Raw genomic sequence first — 18,349 nt, 5'->3', positions numbered from 1 at the left:
ATGCCCGATCTAGACGGTAAAGTACGCTACGCAGTGGTAGCCGGTGGCTCGATTTCGCAGGGCGCGTTCATGCCAGGCGTAGGCCAGACTGATAATTCCATCATGACGGCCCTGGTCACCGGCGACCCTACCAAGGCGGATGCCCTGGCCAAGCGCTACGGCCTCAAGGCGTACAGCTACGATCAGTATTCCCGGTTGCTCGCTTCGGGTGAGATCGATGCGGTCTATGTAGCCACCCCCAACTTCCTCCATCGCCAGTTCGTAGTGCCCGCGCTGGAAGCGGGGATCCACGTACTTCTGGAAAAGCCCATGGCGACCGAGGAAGCAGACTGCCAGGCGATGATCGAAGCGGCCCAGCGTTTCGGGGCGAAGCTGATGATCGCCTATCGCCTGCACTGCGAACCGGGCACGCTGGAAATGATCGAGCGGGTGAGGGCGGGTGAGTTCGGCGACCCTCGGGTGTTCACCTCGACCTTCACCCAGGTAGTCAAGCCCAGCAACCATCGCGCCCAGAACGGCTTCGCCGCGGGGCCGGTATTCGACATGGGGCCTTATCCCTTGAACATGGTGCGCCAACTGTTCGGCTGCGAGCCTATTGAGGTTAGCGCCCTGGGCAGCAAAACCCCCGGAGGTGAAGTGAATACCTGGGACACGGTATCGGTATCGCTGCGCTTCCCTGAAGACCGCCTTGCCCATTTCACCGTGAGCTACACCTTGCCCAGTTCCGAGCGTTTCCAGTTGATCGGGACCAAGGGTGAGATCGAGGCTTCGCCCTGTTTCGGTTACGGCGAGGGGGTGAGCATCAGCTACCGCGCCACGCTGGATGGCAAGACCCAGGAACACACGCATCCGGTGGTCGACCATTTCGCCGGAGAGACGGCCTACTTCTCCGATTGCATCCTCAAGGACCGGGCACCGGAGCCCGATGGCCAGGAAGGCTGGCGCGACGTGCGGGTGATCCAGGCTATCGAGCGCGCGCTGACCACCGGGCAATCGCAGCGCCTCGAACCGGTGGCGCCCAAAGGCACCGCCCAGCCGGATCAGCGTCGCCAGTTCCCGCTGGCCGAGGTCCCCGACTACATCAATACAGAGTCGCCTACCGAGTGAGGGCCAGGCTCAGCGTTGCGGGAAGATGCCGACAGCGCTCTGATCGAGACCGGTGCAGCGCACTTTCTTCGAATAGCCTTTGGCATGATTGGACTGAACCTGTTGCCTACTGACGAAGCGGGGTGCGGTTCGGTCGAGGGGCGCTAGCTCGCAAGGCGCCCAGCCACAACCTGCGTTGCCGCGTCGGGCCATGACCCAGGGCCTTGAATGGAGCTATGTCCTAAAAGGTGACGCTAAACGTCGTTCCGGACATGGCCGGCCACGGCATGATGGTTACCGACCTCCGTTCTTTCCGCTTGATGCGCACCTGGCTGTTCCATCTGGACTGGCTTGGCCGCGTCTGCGGCCTCCGCCAGGACTATCGCCATGACTCAGCCCATTCCACGCGCCTCTCGACGCGCATTGCGTTCGTTAAGCCTTGCATACTTCATCCAGGCCGTTGGGGCACTGTCGGTAGTCGGCAGCCTAGAAGCGATTTCCCACGAGTGGTCGCTGAGCCCATCGCAGGGCGCTTACCTGATTACTGTCTTTGGCATTACCTTCGCTTTGGCCGCGCCGCTGCTCCAGATCGCGCTCGGGTCCATGGCGCGACAGCGGCAGGTGTTGCTCGGTCTTGGGGTCTTCAGCATAGGCTCGATGCTTTTCGCCTTGGCGCCCGGCTATGAAACCTTGCTGGCTTCTCGGGTGTTGATGGGGATAGGCGCAGGCTTCATCGGCCCGGTGCTCGGCGCGCTGGGGTCCCATCTAGTGGAACGTGACCAGCAAGGCAGCGCCATCGCCACGGTGCTGCTGGGGCTGAGCGTCGCGGGCCTGGCGGGCATGCCCATCACGGCCTGGCTCGCGCAAACCTGGGGGGGGCGTCAGCTCTTCATGAGCATTGGCCTGGCCGGTATTGCCACGGCGCTGCTGGTCGCCTGGCAGGTGCCGAACAAGGTCGCCGGGGAGCAGGCTGCCTTCGGGAATGCTCGGGCGCTGTTGACCGACCTCGGCTCATTGACAGCTCTGCTGGTGGTCTTCTTCGTCGCAACAGGCGTGTTCTCGACCTACGCGCTGCTTGCACCGGTGATTCGCAACGACTTTCAGGGCGCTCCTGGTGATGTGTCGCTGGCGCTCACCGTGCTTGGCGTGGCTGGAGTGATGGGCAATCTTGTGGTGACCCAACTGGCGCGCCATTGGAGTGCGCGGGCCATGCTGGCAGCCGGTATCGGCCTGCTGATGGCCGACATTGCCTACCTTGGATTCACCCCCCGGCATCTCGGCTGGTTGCTCGCCGCGCTAGTACTCTGGGCCTTCGCGACAGACATCGTCTGGCCTACTCAGCAAAGACGAATGGTGGAGCTCCGTCCTGAGCAGCGAGGCATGGCGCTGGCCCTGACCGCGTCTTTTCTCTTCTGCGGCATAGGGTTCGGCTCGGCTATCGCTGGCTGGGTTTATCCGGTGCACGGCTATGCCGGCCTGCTGGTGGCCTCATTGCTGTCATTTGGCTTGGCGCTGGGTTCCCTGGCCCTGTCGGAACGTCAGGCTCGGCGTGACATTCCCGGCCCGGCTGTCTCGTAAACGGGCCTTGATAGGCGGGGTGGGGTGTCATGGCGGGTCAGGGGGGCTCAAACTAGTCCTTCGGTGCCGGCGGCGCGAATTCCAAAACGATACGAATATCTAGGCCCCAGGATGGCTTCCGGCGCGCTTAAGCATAATATTCAATAATCTCGAGGGATTATTCATGCAACGTATTGGGTACTACGATTGCTGGACAGTCCGGATCAATCCGCTTACCGCTAGCGAGTCATGGTTCAGGGCATAAATAGTCGAAAATTATAAGCGCTATAAAGGTGACGCACTGCACGTATAACACACTAACCAATAATCGCCTCGTTCTGAGGGGGAATCGTTTAACCTCATTCAGGTCGATAAAGCCCTTCTTTGCGAAGACTCCCGGCATTGCCAGAACCCAGGCGATCAACCCTGTACGCATTAATTTCCCTGGAAGGCCTCCATGTTGGAATAGTATTCTGTTTTCCATGATGAAAATGCAGTTGGGAAGAAGTGCTTCATAATCCTCAATGTGCCTATGCGCGATGTAGCTTTGTACAATAATTGAAGTTATCATGGGCGCCATGATTAAAAAGGCGACCACAGCCATATAAGTTTCACTCATTCTCTCGCTTCTCTATATGTCCTTCGCCAGGGACTATGCTCTCCTAGGAAAGAGGCTAAACCAGTTGGAAGACTCGTACCCGAGAGCGGAATACTAGGGGCTAGGCAGGGCATGATGCGAGACGATAAGAGCTAACACCAATATAAAATGTATAGTCAAAATGCTAACCAGAAGCCGCTTTTCGCGCGGCGGAAAGCGTTTCACTTCATCCAAATCAATCCCGCCCCGGCGCATGAAGATGCGCGGTGCTGCCAACACTATAGAAATCATGCCTGTTCGTAATACCTTGCCGGGGAGCCCCGCGTGTCCAAATGTTCGTTTATTATCTGTCACGAATACACAGTTCGGCAGAAACGATTCAAAATGTTCAGTGTATCTATGTGCGATATAGGCGTGCACAATCATGGTGAGCCACATGGAAGTGATGATGATGAATGCATTAATTGCTAGATAAGTGTCATTCACTCGAATACCTCCCGGTAGATCTTGCCCCCAAAAGCCTTTCCCTGTTTTCCGCCATAATCACCCAATACAGTTCCACCAACTGCTCCGCCAATTACAGCGCAAACTAGCCCTGCACTACCGGCTGTGCTAATTCCTAGGGCAAAACAAATTGTTGACGCTACCATTCCACCAAAGGCCCCGCCGACGGCGCCGCCTCCCAAACTACCAACCAAAGCCGAACCTTCAACGTACTTGGCACGCCGGCATTCCTCTTCCCGGCCTTCGGTGCAGGCTTTATGGATCTCCAAGGCCGTGGATGCCATATCCAGCCCGATACCGATATAAGCGCCTTTCTTCGCCAAATTCGATGCTCTAGCAACGCCGAGGACCTTATCGGCGTAGCCTGCTATCTCACCGTGGTGCAGAAAGCTTTTGGTCGAAAGGCCCAGCGCATGCTTGATCTTTCCCTTTTTACGCAGGCCTGACCCATAAGCTGCGATGCTACTCAACTGCTCTTCCAGTTTCACGAACAGCGCCGTTCGTTTTGCATAGAAGGCGTCGCGCCCTGAGGAGCCGGTGCGCAGATAGTCGTGGTGTACTTCCTTGATTTCCTCAAGGGTGGACAGGGTATTGCGAAGGTGTCTGCTCCATCCATCGCTGGCCGCGCCTATACCGATAGCGCCATTGGCCAGTACATCTTGTAATAGATCGAAGTTCTCCAGGAAGAAATCATCGTCCTCTACACCGCTTGCCATCAGGCTGTTGTGTACGTAAGCAGCCTTGCCCATCAGGTATGCTTCATCGCTGGTACAGGAGGGGGTGGTCGGGTCGCCGATGATGACCAGCTCTCCCGCCAGGACCACCCTGTTGACAATATGACCATTAAGAACATCGAACTTTGCCCGGGCATGCCCGGATACAGGGGTAGAGGCCTTCAAAGCCGGATAAGACTGTGTTCTGTGATTGATGAAGCTGCGTGCTTGAGACATGGCTATACCTTGCACATAGTTATTATGATGTATTTGGCCGCATTCTTGGGTCGCTTGCCCGCCAGCGCTACCGCCGGATCATTGCTCCCGTCGTTGGGTATTGGCTCTAAACTTCCTAATCAGGCGCGATAGCCTACCGGTAAGCCGAGACCTGTACGTTGATCTTGGTCAAGGAGTGAGTCCGAATAAAGGCAATATGCGAAGCTTGCCTATTTATGGCTTTACTCTCGTCGGAGTAACTGCTCGGTATTCAATTGCGCCGAACAGATCCTTACATGTGAGGGGGGTGTTGTCTATTATGAAAGGGCGGCTGTTTGAAACTTAAAATTTCGATTGCCGCTATGAGCTGAATAACGCAATGTCTTCCGGGCGCGCACGTTCAGGCCTTCGCCAAGGGCTGCCTGCATGCTCTTGCGGCTAATGTCCGCATATGCCTCGTGGTCCAGGACCAGGCGCAGGGACTCATGCTGGTCGCGCTGGGCGTGGTTGAGGTTGGCACTGGATGATGTCGGTGTGGCTAGGCAGCGCTGTGGCCACCTGCTTTTGCTGCGTGGACGGATGGGCTTGATGCCAGCGCTCAGGTGCTGCAGCTGCACCTGCTGGTCGTGACGCTTGATAGGGCGCTCGATGATGCCTGCCATGCGGAGCCAGTCGGCGCAAGCTGACGCCATTGATAGCTGTAAGCGAGCAGGGCTGTTCCTTAGATTGAGGTTTCATTGGCCGCATGGCCTGAATCAAGGTGGAGAACAGTTTTTATGCACATTCAGGATTTGAAAAGGCAAGCGCAGGAAAACGCTCAAGTGTCTATCGAGGCGCAAGGGCCGCGCGGGGCTTTCAACGCGACCGAATCGGGGGGCTACACACAAGCTAACGAATTGCACGTCTGGGGCGTCCAGGGAGACCCTGAAGGGCAATACCAATTCATCTTCCTGCGTATCCCTGACGGGACCCCCCATGGCAAACATGAAATCGTCCCGGAAGGCGAGCGCGGGGTCCATGCAGTGTTCGGGACAGAGGAAGGCACTGCCTATGCAACCCAAGGCGATATAACCCTCGCCTACGAGGGCAATAATTTGAAGGGTGCGTCCTTTGTTTACCAAGGCGTTTTCGAGAATGACACGCCCTACTTCATTTCCAACGGCACTCTGAGCATCAGCTGGGGCCTTTGAGCTCAGCGTACTTGCCGATGAAGTAGCTACTTCAAAAACAAACCCCCTGCCGGTTGTTCACCGACAGGGGGTTTGAGCAAAGCTCGCAGCGTCAGACGTTGAAGCGGAAGTGCATCACGTCGCCATCCTTGACGATGTATTCCTTGCCTTCCAGGCGCCATTTGCCGGCTTCCTTGGCGCCGGCTTCGCCGTTGTACTGGATGAAGTCGTCATAGGCGACCACTTCGGCACGGATGAAGCCTTTTTCGAAGTCGGTATGGATGACAGCGGCGGCCTGTGGAGCGGTGGCGCCGATGCGCACGGTCCAGGCGCGGACCTCTTTCACACCCGCGGTGAAATAGGTTTGCAGGTTCAGCAGCGAGTAACCGGCGCGGATCACCCGGTTCAGGCCCGGTTCTTCCAGCCCGAGGGACTCCAGGAACATGTCCTTTTCCTCGCCGTCTTCGAGCTCGGCGATTTCCGCCTCGATCTTGTTGCACACCGGCACCACGATCGCGCCTTCCTCTTCGGCAATGGCCTTCACCACATCCAGATGCGGGTTGTTCTCGAAGCCGTCTTCGGCCACGTTGGCGATGTACATCACCGGCTTGCTGGTCAGCAGGTGGAAACCGCGGATCAGCTGTTTCTCTTCGACGCTCATGCCTTTCATCAGGCTGCGCGCCGGCTTGCCTTCGGTGAAGTGCGGAATCAGACGCTCGAGCACGGCTTTCTGAGCCAGTGCATCCTTGTCGCCGCCCTTGGCGTTGCGGGCGACCTTCTGCAGTTGCTTCTCGCAGCTGTCCAGGTCAGCGAAGATCAGCTCCAGGTCGATGATCTCGATGTCACGCTTCGGGTCAACGCTGTTGGAGACGTGAATCACGTTCTCGTCTTCGAAGCAGCGCACCACATGGGCGATGGCGTCGGTTTCGCGGATGTTGGCCAGGAACTTGTTGCCCAGGCCTTCACCCTTGGAGGCGCCGGCCACCAGGCCCGCGATATCCACGAATTCCATGGTGGTAGGGATCACCCGCTCGGGCTTGACGATGGCGGCCAGGGCATCGAGGCGCGCGTCGGGCATGGGCACCACGCCGCTGTTTGGCTCGATGGTGCAGAAGGGGAAGTTTTCCGCGGCGATACCGGACTTGGTCAGCGCGTTGAACAGGGTGGACTTGCCTACGTTAGGCAGGCCGACGATGCCGCAATTGAAACCCATGGTGCAACCCTCTTCGTGAAGTCAGGCCTTCTGGCTGTGCAGCGTTCTCATCGCCCGGGCCCAATCCCCGGCGAGAATGTCTGGCAGCACGCCGAGGGCGAAATCGATACTGGCGTCGAGTTTATCCTGCTCGGTGCGTGGCGCGCGGCCGAGCACGAAACCCGAGACCTTGCTGGCGTCGCCCGGGTGGCCGATGCCAAGCCGCAGGCGATGGAAACCATTCTGGTTGCCCAGCTGCGCGATGATGTCGCGCAAGCCGTTGTGCCCACCGTGGCCGCCGCCCTGCTTGAGCTTGGCCACGCCGGGTGGAATGTCGAGTTCGTCGTGAGCCACCAGGATCGCGTCCACGGGGATGCGATAGAAACCGGCAAGCGCGGCCACGGCCTGTCCGCTGCGGTTCATGTAGGTGGTGGGGATCAACAGGCGAACGTCCTGACCTTTATGGCTGAAACGCCCGGTCAGGCCAAAGAATTTGCGCTCCGGTACCAGGCTGACGTTCTGGTCACGGGCGATACGCTCAACGAAAAAGGCCCCTGCGTTATGCCGGGTCTGTTCGTATTCGGGGCCGGGGTTACCCAGGCCAACGATCAACTGGATGGCGGTCACGAGGGGCCTTTCCTTATCGCTTGAAGCAGGGCGGCAGCGTGATGCAGGCCGCCCGAACAGGCTCACTGATTACTCAGCGGAACCTTCGCCTGCTTCTTCAGCCTGTACGCGTGGCGCGTGGACGTTGGCCACGGCCAGGTCGTTGCCATGGGCCAGTGCGACGAACTCGACGCCAGCTGGCGCCTTGAGGTCGGACAGGTGCACGATGGTGCCGACTTCAGCGTTGGCCATGTCGACTTCGATGAACTCGGGCAGGTCTTTCGGCAGGCAGGAGATTTCCAGTTCCGAAACGGTATGGGAGATCTCGCCACCTTTCTTGACCGCAGCTTCCTGGTTGATGAAGTGCAGCGGTACGGTGGCGGTCAGCTTCTGGCCGGCGACGACGCGAACGAAGTCGGCGTGCATGACGTGACCCTTGGCAGGGTGACGCTGCAGTGCCTTGATGATCACGTTCTGCTTGGTGCCACCAACGTTCAGCTCGATCACGTGAGCGTAGGCCGCTTCGTTTTCCAGCAGCTTGGCAACTTCCTTGGCCAGCAGGGTGATGGACTCAGGGGCTTGCTCGCCACCGTAGACAACGGCAGGAACCTGAGGCGCAGCGTTACGACGCAGGCGGCGGCTCGCACCTTTCCCCAGGTCGGAACGCGATTCGGCGTTAAGAATGAAATCGGTCATGTTGTTTCTCCAAAGTGGCCCCGACCCATCAGCGTTTGCGACCAGCGCGGGTGGGGAGGGCAAAAAAGCCCCGCCCGGACAAATGTCGGGGCGGGGCATCTTCGTCAGCGGTGTGGCATAAGCCTCGGGCTTAGCGGAACATCGCGCTGATCGATTCTTCGTTGCTGATGCGGCGAACCGCTTCGGCGACGACGGGTGCGATATCCAGCTGGCGGATACGCGAACACGCTTGGGCCGCGGCGGACAGCGGGATGGTGTTGGTCACCACCAGTTCGTCCAGCACGGAGTTTTCAATGTTTTCAATGGCGCGGCCAGACAGTACCGGGTGGGTACTGTAGGCATACACCTTGGCGGCGCCGTGGTCTTTCAGGGCCTTGGCCGCGTGGCACAGGGTGCCGGCGGTATCGACCATGTCATCGACCAGGATGCAGGTGCGGCCTTCCACGTCACCGATGATGTGCATCACCTCGGAGTGGTTGGCTTTCTCGCGGCGCTTGTCGATGATACCCAGGTCGACGCCCAGGGACTTGGCAACAGCGCGTGCGCGCACGACGCCGCCGATGTCCGGGGATACGATCATGAGGTTCTCGAAACGCTGGTCTTCGATGTCGTCCACCAGTACGGGGGAGCCGTAGATGTTGTCCACGGGAATATCGAAGAAGCCCTGAATCTGATCCGCGTGCAGGTCGACGGTGAGCACGCGGTCTATACCGACCACGGTCAGCATGTCGGCCACCACCTTGGCGCTGATCGCTACCCGGGCCGAACGAGGACGACGGTCCTGGCGGGCATAGCCGAAGTAGGGGATCACCGCGGTGATACGGGACGCGGAGGAACGACGGAAGGCATCTGCCATCACGACCAGTTCCATCAGGTTGTCATTGGTTGGTGCGCAAGTCGGCTGAATGATGAAAACGTCTTTGCCGCGTACGTTTTCATTGATTTCAGTGCTTATTTCGCCATCGGAGAACTTGCCGACGGAGACGTCACCCAGTGGAATGTGCAGCTGACGTACGACACGCCGAGCCAGATCGGGGTTAGCATTCCCCGTAAAGACCATCATCTTGGACACGCGCAGTACCTGCCGGCTGGGGTATACCTGGATGAGTATAGAAAATGGCAGGGGCGGCTGGATTCGAACCAACGCATGGCAGGATCAAAACCTGCTGCCTTACCGCTTGGCGACGCCCCTGTGGCGGATCATCGAGTGCCTAGCACTCGCTTCTTTAGGACAGGATTTTCAGCTTGCGATGCAACATCGAAACGTTGCTTCCCTTTGCCACAAACCCTGTGATGGTACCTGTTAGAAGGGCCAGAACTTTATCAGCTTCAGCTTTGCTTGGGAAGGCCCCAAACACACAACTTCCAGTACCGGTGAGCTTAGCAGAAGTAAATTTACTTAGCAAACTCAAAGCGTTACGTACATCTGGGTAACGCTGCTCTACGATGGGTTGGCAGTCATTTCTGCTGTTTCCCCTGAGAACGGAGCGCACTTTAATGGCGGGAGAGTCACGTGTCAACAGTGGATCTGAAAAAATTTCTGCTGTACTTACAGAGACTTGCGGAACGAGCACGACATACCAGGGTTCCTCGGGCTCCACGGGGGTGAGTTTCTCGCCCACGCCCTCGGCGAAGGCAGCCCGCCCGCGCACGAAAACCGGCACGTCGGCGCCCAGGGTGAGCCCCAGGGCCGCGAGCCGATCCTCGGTCCAGTTCAGTTGCCAGAGACGGTCCAGGCCCAGCAGGGTAGTGGCGGCGTCCGAGCTGCCGCCCCCGATGCCGCCACCCATTGGCAGTACCTTGCGCAGCCGGATGTCCGCGCCCAGAGGCGTGCCGGCCTCGGCCTGCAAGCGGCGGGCGGCCTTGACCACCAGGTTGCTGTCGTGGGGCACGCCGTCCAGCGCGCCATGCAGATGAATCACGCCGTCGTCTCTCAAAGCGAAATCCAGCTCATCGCCATGGTCGAGAAACTGGAACAGGGTCTGGAGCTCATGGTAACCGTCCGCACGGCGCCCCAGAATATGCAGCATTAGGTTGAGCTTGGCTGGCGCTGGCAGGGTCAGGCGAGTCGCGTTCATTTCAGCGGCCCAGCTGGCGGGGCTGCCAGTCCTTGATCACAAGCGTGACGTCCAGATCCTGCCCATGGACTTTCAGGCGCTCCGGCAACCAGTAGTTGCCTTGCTGGCTGTAGCGAGTGTATTCCACTGTCCAGCCGTCCTGTTCGAGCCGTGCCAGCCGGCTGTCACTGTCCAGCACCACGGTACTCTTGCCTTCCGGGGCGGGCAGGCCGCGCACCCAGTACACCAGGTTGCCCACCGGCAGGCGCCAGCCCAGTTGCGCCTGTAGCAGCTCCTCAGGGGTTGGAGCCTGGTAACGCCCCTGGTTGGCGACCTCCAGGGTGACTTGCCCGGGGTGGCCGGTGAGGCGCGCGGCCCCGCGGCCCAAGGGGCCGGACAAGCGGATGTCGTAATAATCGTTGCGCTGCAGCCAGTACAGGGTGCCGCTGCCCGAGTCGCTTGGCGCGCGGATACCCACCTTGCCGTTGATTTCCCAGCCGTTCACCGTGGCGGTCAGGGCCTTGTGGTCACGCCAGGCCTGGGCATTGCCCTGGCCTTGCACGGCTTCGTTGGGCCCCAGTCCGGCGCAGCCGGCGAGCAAGGCGAGGAGGGTGACAGCGATACAGTGGCGCAGAAACATGAGTCAGAGCTTCTCGGATCCGGTGAGGCGCAGCAGGGTGCTGCGCAAGGCAGGGCTGTCGGGCTGGTCTTTGAGGGCAGTGCCCCAAACCCGGCGGGCTTCCCGTTGTTTGCCCTGGGCCCAGAGTACTTCTCCGAGGTGGGCAGCCACTTCGTGGTCCGGGTAGCGTTCCAGGGCCTGGCGCAGGTAGCGCTCGGCCTCATCGAGGTTGCCCAGGCGATAGTTGACCCAGCCCAGGCTGTCCAGTACGGCCGGGTCTTCCGGGTTCAACCGGTGAGCCTTCTCGATCAGTTCCTTGGCCTCGGCATAGCGGGTAGTGCGATCCGACAGGGTATAGCCCAAGGCGTTCAGGGCCATGGCGTTGTCCGGCTCGCGGGCGATGATGCTGCGCAGGTCGCGCTCCAGCTGTCCCAGGTCGCCGCGTTTTTCAGCCAGCATGGCCCGGGTGTAGAGCAGGCTTGAATCGGTTGGGAACTGCCTTAGCCCTTGCTCCAGCGCTGCCCAGGCTCGATCGGCCTTGTCATTTTCGGCCAGGGTTTCAGCCTCGACCAGGTACAGCTGGGCGGCGTAGTCAGGGTTGGCGGACCGGCTTTCGGCCAGGCGACGGGCAGCTTCATCCGCCTGCCCATTGGCCACCAGGATATCGGCAAGGCGCAGTTGGGCGGGCAGGTAATCGGTACCGGGAGTGACCAGGCCATACTGTTCCAGCGCCCGTTGTGGCTGGCCTCGTTCTTCCGCAAGGCGGCCCAGGTTAAGGTGCGCCGAATCCACATGGGCGCCGCGCTCGACCAGGTCATTCAGATGGCCTTCGGCTTCGTCCCACGCCTTGGCTTCAAGGCATACCAGCGCCAGCGAGTAGCGCAGCTCATCATCGTCAGGGTTCTGCTGCAGGAGCACCTGGAACTGTACCCGGGCGTCGTCGATGCGATTCTGCTCTACCAGGGTGCGGGCGTACGCCAGGCGCAGGCGCTTGTCATCCGGAGCCTTGCGCACGGCCTTGTCCAGCAGCGGCACGGCTTCGTCGCCGCGGTCCAGGTTCTGCAGCAGGCGCGCCCGCAGTAGCAACGGGGCGATTTCTCCTTCCTGCGGCGGGCTTTTTTCCAGCAGCCCCAGCGCCTGCTCAGCCTCGCCGTCCTGCTGCAGCAGCAACGCCTTGCCAAAGACCAGCTGGCTATTGCCCGGATATTTGCCCAGCAGGCGCTCGAACCCTTGCAACAGCCCGTTCCGAGTCGCCTGGTCGGTTTCCGCCGCGGAAAGCGCCAGGAAGTCGAAATGAGTATCGCCCTTGCCCTGGAGTACTCTCTCCATATAGGCCATGGATTCGTCGTAGCGTCCGCCGCGGGCCAGCTGGATAGCGGCGGCGCGCTGGGCTTCCAGGTCGGCGGGTGCGTTGCGCGCCCAGATCAGGGAGGTCTGCAGCGCGGCCTGGTCAGCGCCCATGTATTCGGCAATGCGGAAGGCGCGCTCGGCGACTCCCGGGTCCTGGGTCTTGTTGGCCTGGGCCACGTAGTTGTCCAGGGCAATGTCGAAGCGGTTGCGCTGCCCGGCCAGTTCAGCGGCGAGCAGGCTATAGAGGGTGTCTTCACTGAACGAGCCGTAGACCACCGGCGGCGCTGGAGCCGGCGTGGGCGTAGGAGCCTCGGCGGCGGCGGGGGCCGCGGCTTCGCGGGTAGCGGCCCAGTTCTGGCAGCCTCCCAGCATGGCGAAGGCGAGGAGCAACGCGGGGGATGTTTTCATATAAGGAGAAATCGAGCGGCTGACCTGCGGTGGGAGGCATGATGACATAAGCCGTGGGGCAAACCCACATGAGCGGCTTTATCTCGTCCGTCTATTGGGACAATAGAGTCCGGTGGTTGTTCTGAGCCGGGCGAAGTAGGACAATTGCCGGCTCAGAATTCCTTCAGCGACAGTGCATGGCCTTCCTCGCCCTTGGTATCAACCACAAGACCGCTTCGGTAGACGTACGCGAGCGCGTGGCGTTCACGCCCGAGCAATTGGTGGAGGCCTTGCAGCAGCTGTGCGAGCGCACCGGCACGCGGGAAGCGGCCATCCTGTCCACCTGCAACCGCAGCGAGCTGTACATCGAACAGTCCACCGCCGAGGCCCAGGCGGTGCTGGCCTGGTTGGCCGAGTATCACCAGTTGAGCGCCGAAGACCTTCGTGCCTGCGCCTATGTACATGAGGATGCGGACGCGGTGCGCCATATGATGCGCGTGGCCGCGGGCCTGGACTCACTGGTGCTGGGCGAGCCGCAGATCCTCGGCCAGATGAAATCGGCCTATGCGGTAGCGCGCGAAGCGGGCACCGTGGGGCCGTTGCTCGGGCGGCTGTTCCAGGCGACGTTCAATGCCGCCAAGCAGGTGCGCACCGACACGGCCATCGGCGAGAATCCGGTGTCGGTGGCGTTCGCCGCGGTCAGCCTGGCACGCCAGATCTTCACCGACCTGCAGCGCAGCCAAGCCCTGCTGATCGGTGCCGGGGAAACCATCACCCTGGTCGCCCGCCACTTGCATGAGCAAGGCGTGAAGCGGATCGTGGTCGCCAACCGGACCCTCGAGCGGGCCAAGCTGCTGGCCGAAGAGTTCGGGGCCCATGCAGTGCTGCTCGCCGACATCCCTCAGGAACTGGTCAACAGCGATATCGTGATCAGTTCCACCGCCAGCCAGTTGCCGATCCTGGGCAAGGGCGCGGTGGAAAGCGCCTTGAAACAGCGGCGCCACAAGCCCATCTTCATGGTGGACATCGCCGTGCCCCGGGATATCGAGCCGGAGGTGGGCGAGTTGGATGACGTCTACCTCTATACCGTGGACGACCTTCATGATGTGGTGGCCGAGAACCTCAAGAGCCGCCAGGGCGCGGCCCAGGCCGCGGAGGAAATGGTCGCCGAGGGCGTCAACGACTTCATGGCCCGGCTGCGGGAACTGGCGGCGGTGGATGTGCTGCGTGCCTATCGCCAGCAGGGGGAGCGGCTGCGCGACGAGGAATTGCAAAAGGCCCAGCGGCTGCTGGCCAACGGCGCCAACGCCGAAGACGTATTGGCCCAGCTGGCGCGCGGCCTGACCAACAAGCTGCTGCACGCCCCCAGCGTGCAGCTCAAGAAACTCTCCGCCGAAGGCCGCCTCGATGCGCTGGCCATGGCCCAAGAATTGTTTGCCCTCGATGAGGGCGCCACGGACAGACCCTTGCAATGAAAGCGTCACTGCTGAACAAACTGGATACCCTTCAGGAGCGCTACGAAGAGGTGACCGCGCTGCTTGGCGATGCGGAAGTCATTGCCGACCAGAACCGTTTCCGCGCCTTTTCCCGGGAGTATGCCGAACTCACCCCGGTGGTCGAAGCCTTTGCCCTGTGGCGCAAGGTCAATGCCGACCTGGAGGGCGCCCAGGCGCTGCTCAAGGACAGTGATCCCGACCTGCGCGAAATGGCCCAGGAAGAAGTGCGTGATGGCAGGCAGCGCCTGGCCGAGCTGGAAACCAGCCTGCAGCGCATGCTGTTGCCGAAGGACCCGAACGACGGCCGTAACGTCTTCCTGGAGATCCGTGCGGGTACCGGTGGCGACGAGGCGGCGATCTTCTCCGGCGACCTGTTCCGCATGTATTCGCGCTATGCCGAGAAGCGCGGCTGGCGCATAGAGGTGCTTTCCGAAAGCGAGGGCGAGCACGGCGGTTTCAAGGAAGTGATCGCCCGCGTGGAGGGCGACAACGTCTACGCCAAGCTCAAGTTCGAGTCCGGTGCCCATCGTGTGCAGCGCGTGCCGGAAACCGAATCCCAGGGGCGCATCCACACCTCGGCCTGCACCGTGGCGGTGTTGCCAGAACCCGACGAGCAGGTAGCGGTGGAAATCAACCCGGCGGACCTGCGCGTGGACACCTATCGCAGCTCCGGCGCCGGCGGCCAGCACGTGAACAAGACCGACTCGGCTATCCGCATCACCCACCTGCCCACCGGGATCGTGGTCGAATGCCAGGAAGAGCGCTCTCAGCACAAGAACCGCGCCCGCGCCATGGCGTGGCTGTCGGCCAAGCTCAACGACATGCAGACCAGCGCGGCGCAGAATGCCATCGCCAGCGAGCGCAAGTTGCTGGTGGGCTCGGGCGACCGCTCCGAGCGCATTCGCACCTACAATTTCCCACAGGGCCGGGTGACCGACCATCGGGTCAACCTGACGCTGTATTCCCTCGATGAAATCCTCGCCGGGGGCGTGGACGCGGTCATCGAGCCCCTGCTGGCCGAGTACCAGGCCGATCAACTGGCCGCTCTGGGGGACTGAATGACCATCATCGCCAGCCTGTTGCGTGACGCGCAGCTCCCCGAATCCCCCACGGCCCGCCTGGATGCCGAGCTGCTGTTGGCCGCTGCCCTGGGCAAGAATCGCAGCTACCTGCGTACCTGGCCGGAGCGGATCGTCAACAGCGAGGCCGCGCAGTTGTTCGCCTCCTACCTGCAACGGCGCCGCCTTGGCGAGCCGGTGGCCTATATCCTGGGCCAACAGGGGTTCTGGTCGCTGGACCTGGAAGTGGCCCCGCATACGCTGATTCCGCGCCCTGAGACGGAATTGCTGGTGGAACTGGCGCTGGCCTGCGTACCGCGACCCGAAGCCCGCACGCTGGACCTGGGCACCGGTACCGGGGCCATTGCCCTGGCCCTGGGCCGCGAGCGCGCCGGCTGGAAGGTGGTGGGTGTGGATCGCGTCGAAGCCGCCGTGGCCCTCGCCGAGCGTAACCGCGAGCGGCTGGGCCTGACCAATGTCAGCATCCGCGCCAGCCATTGGTTCAGTGCCCTGCAGGGCGAGCGGTTCGACCTGATTGTCAGCAACCCTCCCTACATTCGCCAGCAAGACCCACACCTGAGCGCTGGCGATGTGCGTTTCGAGCCTGCCAGCGCGCTGGTGTCGGGCAGCGATGGCCTGGATGACATCCGCCAGATCATCGCCGCCGCGCCCGAACACCTGCTGCCCGAAGGCTGGCTGCTGCTGGAACACGGTTACGACCAGGCCGCCCAGGTCCGCGAGTTGCTTGCCTGCCACGGGTTCGAGCAGATCGAAAGCCGTGAGGACCTCAGCGGCCATGAGCGCGTGACGCTGGGGCGACTGCCATGCTGACCGATGAGGAACTGCTGCGCTACAGCCGGCAGGTCCTGCTGGCCCAGGTCGACGTGGCCGGGCAGCTCAAGCTCAAGGCCAGCCGTGTGCTGGTGGTGGGCCTGGGCGGGCTCGGTTCGCCAGTGGCCCTTTACCTGGCCGCCGCCGGGGTGGGCGAACTGCACCTGGCGGACTTCGACCGGGTAGACCTTACCAACCTGCAACGCCAGGTGCTGCACGACACCACCACCGTCGGCCTGCTCAAGGTAGATTCGGCCGCCGGACGTTTGCAGGCCATCAATCCCGACATCGCCCTGGTGCGTCATAGCCACGCGCTGGATGCCCACAGCCTTGGCAATGTCGTGGCAGCCGTGGACCTGGTGCTCGATTGTTCGGACAACTTCACCACCCGCGAAGCGGTCAATGCCGCCTGCTTCGCCGCTGGCAAACCTCTGGTCAGCGGCGCGGCCATTCGCCTGGAAGGGCAACTGAGCGTTTTTGATCCGCGCCAGGCCCATAGTCCCTGCTACCACTGCCTCTATGGTCAGGGTAGCGAGGCCGAGCTCAGTTGCAGCGAAGCGGGGGTGCTGGGCCCGGTCGTGGGGCTGGTCGGCAGCCTCCAGGCCCTGGAAGCGCTGAAGGTGTTGGCAGGGTTCGGGGAGCCTCTGGTGGGGCGCTTGCTGCTGATCGATGCCGCCAGCGCGCGCTTTCGCGAGCTGCGCCTCAAGCGAGACCCTCATTGCCCGGTCTGCCAGGTGCGGCTTGGCTGAACAGGCCCAGGCGCCGGTTGGCGTCTTCGACTCGGGGGTCGGTGGCCTTTCCGTGCTGGCCGAGATACGCCAGCTGTTGCCCGGCGAAACGCTTTTCTACGTCGGGGACTGTGGCCATATCCCCTATGGCGAGAAAACCCCGGAATTCATTCGCGCCCGCTGCGTGGCCATTGCCGACGCCTTTCGCAGGCGAGGCGCCAAGGCCCTGGTGATAGCCTGCAATACCGCCACCGCCGCTGCCGCGACGGACCTGCGTGAGCGTTATCCCGGTTGGCCGATCATCGGCATGGAGCCGGCGGTAAAACCGGCCGCCGCGGCCACTCGCAACGGTATCGTGGGCGTGCTGGCCACTACTGGCACCTTGCAGAGCGCCCGCTTCGCCGCCTTGCTCGACCGTTTTGCCGCAGGTGTCACGGTAGTCACCCAGCCATGCCCAGGGTTGGTGGAACTGATCGAAAAAGGCGAGCTGGCCGCACCAGCGCTCAGGGCGATGCTCGCTGGCTACCTGACGCCGCTGCTGAAGGCTGGCTGCGATACGATCATACTTGGCTGTACCCACTATCCTTTCCTCAAGCCGTTGCTGGTGGAGCTCCTGCCTGCGGATATCGCGATCGTGGACACGGGCGCGGCGGTTGCCCGTCAATTACAGCGGCTGCTCGGCAAGGCCGGAGTGCTCAACGCTGGCCCGGCGGGGGCTGTGCGCTACTGGACCAGTGGACCTTGCGAGCAATTGCGTACAGTAGTACGCGCTTTCGATCTACCCCCCGGCCTTGTCGAACCACTCGAAACGTGAAAAAGTCGTGAAAATATGGTCTGTAAGCTTGAACTTACAAAGCGGCCATGTTTTCTAACACGCAACGTTTGGCTGACCGCGCAACCGTTCGAGAAAAACATCAAAAAGGATGACCTCATGAAGAGAATGTTGGGTCTGGCCGCGATTGCTGCCATGGTTCTGGGGCATAGCCTGTCCGCTCAGGCTGGCCAGGGCGTATCGTTTTCGGTAGGGCAGACCGGCGAGTCCACCATGGTGTACCGCCTGGGCGTGCAATCGGATTGGGACAAGACGTGGTGGCAGAGCAACCTTGGCCATCTGACCGGCTATTGGGACGGAGCCTACACCTACTGGGAAGGCGATGAGCACTCCGGCAACAACAGCCTCTCCTTCGCGCCGGTGTTCGTGTATGAATTCGGCAATGGCTCGGTGAAGCCATTCGTTGAGGCCGGCATTGGCGTCTCGGTGTTCTCCCAGACCCAGATCGAAGGCAACAAGCTGGGCTCGGCCTTCAACTTCGAAGATCGCCTCGGCCTGGGGGTGCGCTTTGGTGGCGGACATGAGGTAAGCGTTCGCGCGATCCACTATTCCAACGCAGGCATCAAAGAGCCTAACGACGGTATCGAAGCGTATTCGCTCAACTACCGCATGCCCATCTGAGGCATGAACGAAGAAGCGGCCAGAAAAGGCCGC

Annotated in this window: 19 protein-coding genes and 1 tRNA gene; 9 read left to right on the top strand and 11 right to left on the bottom strand. The window is 61.5% G+C overall.

Going from position 1 to position 18,349, the window contains the following annotated elements; genetic code table 11:
* Window positions 1-1,107, top strand: a complete 1,107-nt coding sequence (locus ACP691_RS18460; protein WP_426152223.1) for a Gfo/Idh/MocA family protein — start codon at window positions 1-3, stop codon at window positions 1,105-1,107.
* Window positions 1,108-1,473: 366 nt separating this feature from the next.
* A complete protein-coding gene (locus ACP691_RS18455) occupies window positions 1,474-2,664 on the top strand; it encodes an MFS transporter (protein ID WP_426152221.1) in 1,191 nt (396 codons plus the stop codon).
* Between the two features lie 691 nt (window positions 2,665-3,355).
* On the opposite strand, the gene ACP691_RS18450 is transcribed toward ACP691_RS18455, so the two are convergent.
* The 3 genes from ACP691_RS18450 to ACP691_RS18440 form a co-directional block, all read right to left on the bottom strand.
* A complete protein-coding gene (locus ACP691_RS18450) occupies window positions 3,356-3,727 on the bottom strand; it encodes a hypothetical protein (RefSeq protein ID WP_426152219.1) in 372 nt (123 codons plus the stop codon).
* On the bottom strand, window positions 3,724-4,695 hold the full coding sequence (locus ACP691_RS18445; RefSeq protein ID WP_426152217.1) for a hypothetical protein: 972 nt from the start codon (window positions 4,693-4,695) through the stop codon (window positions 3,724-3,726). The genes ACP691_RS18450 and ACP691_RS18445 overlap by 4 nt, the downstream gene beginning before the upstream one ends.
* A gap of 296 nt (window positions 4,696-4,991) precedes the next feature.
* Window positions 4,992-5,336, bottom strand: coding sequence for a hypothetical protein (locus ACP691_RS18440; RefSeq protein WP_426152215.1), 345 nt, complete (start codon window positions 5,334-5,336; stop codon window positions 4,992-4,994).
* 114 nt (window positions 5,337-5,450) lie between these two features.
* Between ACP691_RS18440 and ACP691_RS18435 the strand changes: the two genes are divergently transcribed.
* A complete protein-coding gene (locus ACP691_RS18435) occupies window positions 5,451-5,864 on the top strand; it encodes a hypothetical protein (protein ID WP_426152213.1) in 414 nt (137 codons plus the stop codon).
* Between the two features lie 91 nt (window positions 5,865-5,955).
* On the opposite strand, the gene ychF is transcribed toward ACP691_RS18435, so the two are convergent.
* The 8 genes from ychF to ACP691_RS18395 form a co-directional block, all read right to left on the bottom strand.
* Window positions 5,956-7,056: a redox-regulated ATPase YchF gene (gene ychF, locus ACP691_RS18430; RefSeq protein ID WP_426152211.1), complete on the bottom strand. Its 1,101-nt coding sequence runs from the start codon at window positions 7,054-7,056 to the stop codon at window positions 5,956-5,958.
* Between the two features lie 21 nt (window positions 7,057-7,077).
* On the bottom strand, window positions 7,078-7,662 hold the full coding sequence (gene pth / locus ACP691_RS18425; RefSeq protein ID WP_040261344.1) for an aminoacyl-tRNA hydrolase: 585 nt from the start codon (window positions 7,660-7,662) through the stop codon (window positions 7,078-7,080).
* A 69-nt stretch (window positions 7,663-7,731) separates the two neighbouring features.
* On the bottom strand, window positions 7,732-8,337 hold the full coding sequence (locus tag ACP691_RS18420; protein WP_040261343.1) for a 50S ribosomal protein L25/general stress protein Ctc: 606 nt from the start codon (window positions 8,335-8,337) through the stop codon (window positions 7,732-7,734).
* 130 nt (window positions 8,338-8,467) lie between these two features.
* Window positions 8,468-9,409: a ribose-phosphate pyrophosphokinase gene (locus ACP691_RS18415; RefSeq protein ID WP_040261476.1), complete on the bottom strand. Its 942-nt coding sequence runs from the start codon at window positions 9,407-9,409 to the stop codon at window positions 8,468-8,470.
* A 45-nt stretch (window positions 9,410-9,454) separates the two neighbouring features.
* A tRNA-Gln gene (locus tag ACP691_RS18410) sits at window positions 9,455-9,529 on the bottom strand.
* A gap of 34 nt (window positions 9,530-9,563) precedes the next feature.
* A complete protein-coding gene (gene ispE / locus ACP691_RS18405) occupies window positions 9,564-10,415 on the bottom strand; it encodes a 4-(cytidine 5'-diphospho)-2-C-methyl-D-erythritol kinase (protein WP_426152208.1) in 852 nt (283 codons plus the stop codon).
* Between the two features lies 1 nt (window position 10,416).
* Complete coding sequence (gene lolB / locus ACP691_RS18400) at window positions 10,417-11,034, bottom strand: lipoprotein insertase outer membrane protein LolB (RefSeq protein ID WP_426152206.1); 618 nt, start codon at window positions 11,032-11,034, stop codon at window positions 10,417-10,419.
* Window positions 11,035-11,037: 3 nt separating this feature from the next.
* Window positions 11,038-12,771 carry a tetratricopeptide repeat protein gene (locus ACP691_RS18395; RefSeq protein ID WP_426152204.1) on the bottom strand — a complete coding sequence of 578 codons (1,734 nt, stop codon included), beginning with the start codon at window positions 12,769-12,771 and terminating at the stop codon, window positions 11,038-11,040.
* A 176-nt stretch (window positions 12,772-12,947) separates the two neighbouring features.
* On the opposite strand from ACP691_RS18395, the gene hemA reads away from it, so the two are divergent.
* The 6 genes from hemA to ACP691_RS18365 all read left to right on the top strand — a co-directional run bounded on the left by hemA (window position 12,948) and on the right by ACP691_RS18365 (window position 18,316).
* Window positions 12,948-14,225, top strand: a complete 1,278-nt coding sequence (gene hemA / locus ACP691_RS18390; RefSeq protein ID WP_040261339.1) for a glutamyl-tRNA reductase — start codon at window positions 12,948-12,950, stop codon at window positions 14,223-14,225.
* Window positions 14,222-15,304: a peptide chain release factor 1 gene (gene prfA, locus ACP691_RS18385; RefSeq protein WP_426152202.1), complete on the top strand. Its 1,083-nt coding sequence runs from the start codon at window positions 14,222-14,224 to the stop codon at window positions 15,302-15,304. The genes hemA and prfA overlap by 4 nt, the downstream gene beginning before the upstream one ends.
* Complete coding sequence (gene prmC, locus ACP691_RS18380) at window positions 15,305-16,135, top strand: peptide chain release factor N(5)-glutamine methyltransferase (protein ID WP_426152200.1); 831 nt, start codon at window positions 15,305-15,307, stop codon at window positions 16,133-16,135.
* A complete protein-coding gene (locus tag ACP691_RS18375) occupies window positions 16,129-16,884 on the top strand; it encodes a molybdopterin-synthase adenylyltransferase MoeB (protein ID WP_426152198.1) in 756 nt (251 codons plus the stop codon). The genes prmC and ACP691_RS18375 overlap by 7 nt, the downstream gene beginning before the upstream one ends.
* The gene (gene murI, locus ACP691_RS18370) at window positions 16,877-17,677 is read left to right on the top strand and encodes a glutamate racemase (protein ID WP_426152196.1); all 801 of its coding nucleotides are present in this window, start codon (window positions 16,877-16,879) and stop codon (window positions 17,675-17,677) included. The genes ACP691_RS18375 and murI overlap by 8 nt, the downstream gene beginning before the upstream one ends.
* Window positions 17,678-17,794: 117 nt before the next feature.
* Window positions 17,795-18,316 carry an acyloxyacyl hydrolase gene (locus tag ACP691_RS18365; protein ID WP_426152194.1) on the top strand — a complete coding sequence of 174 codons (522 nt, stop codon included), beginning with the start codon at window positions 17,795-17,797 and terminating at the stop codon, window positions 18,314-18,316.
* The last annotated feature ends 33 nt before the right edge of the window (window positions 18,317-18,349 follow it).

Origin of the sequence: Pseudomonas sp. DC3200b2 (assembly GCF_049895785.1) — a bacterium.
In the GTDB taxonomy this organism is placed as follows: Bacteria; Pseudomonadota; Gammaproteobacteria; order Pseudomonadales; family Pseudomonadaceae; genus Aquipseudomonas; species Aquipseudomonas massiliensis.
This window is presented reverse-complemented; position numbering and strand designations above follow the sequence as displayed.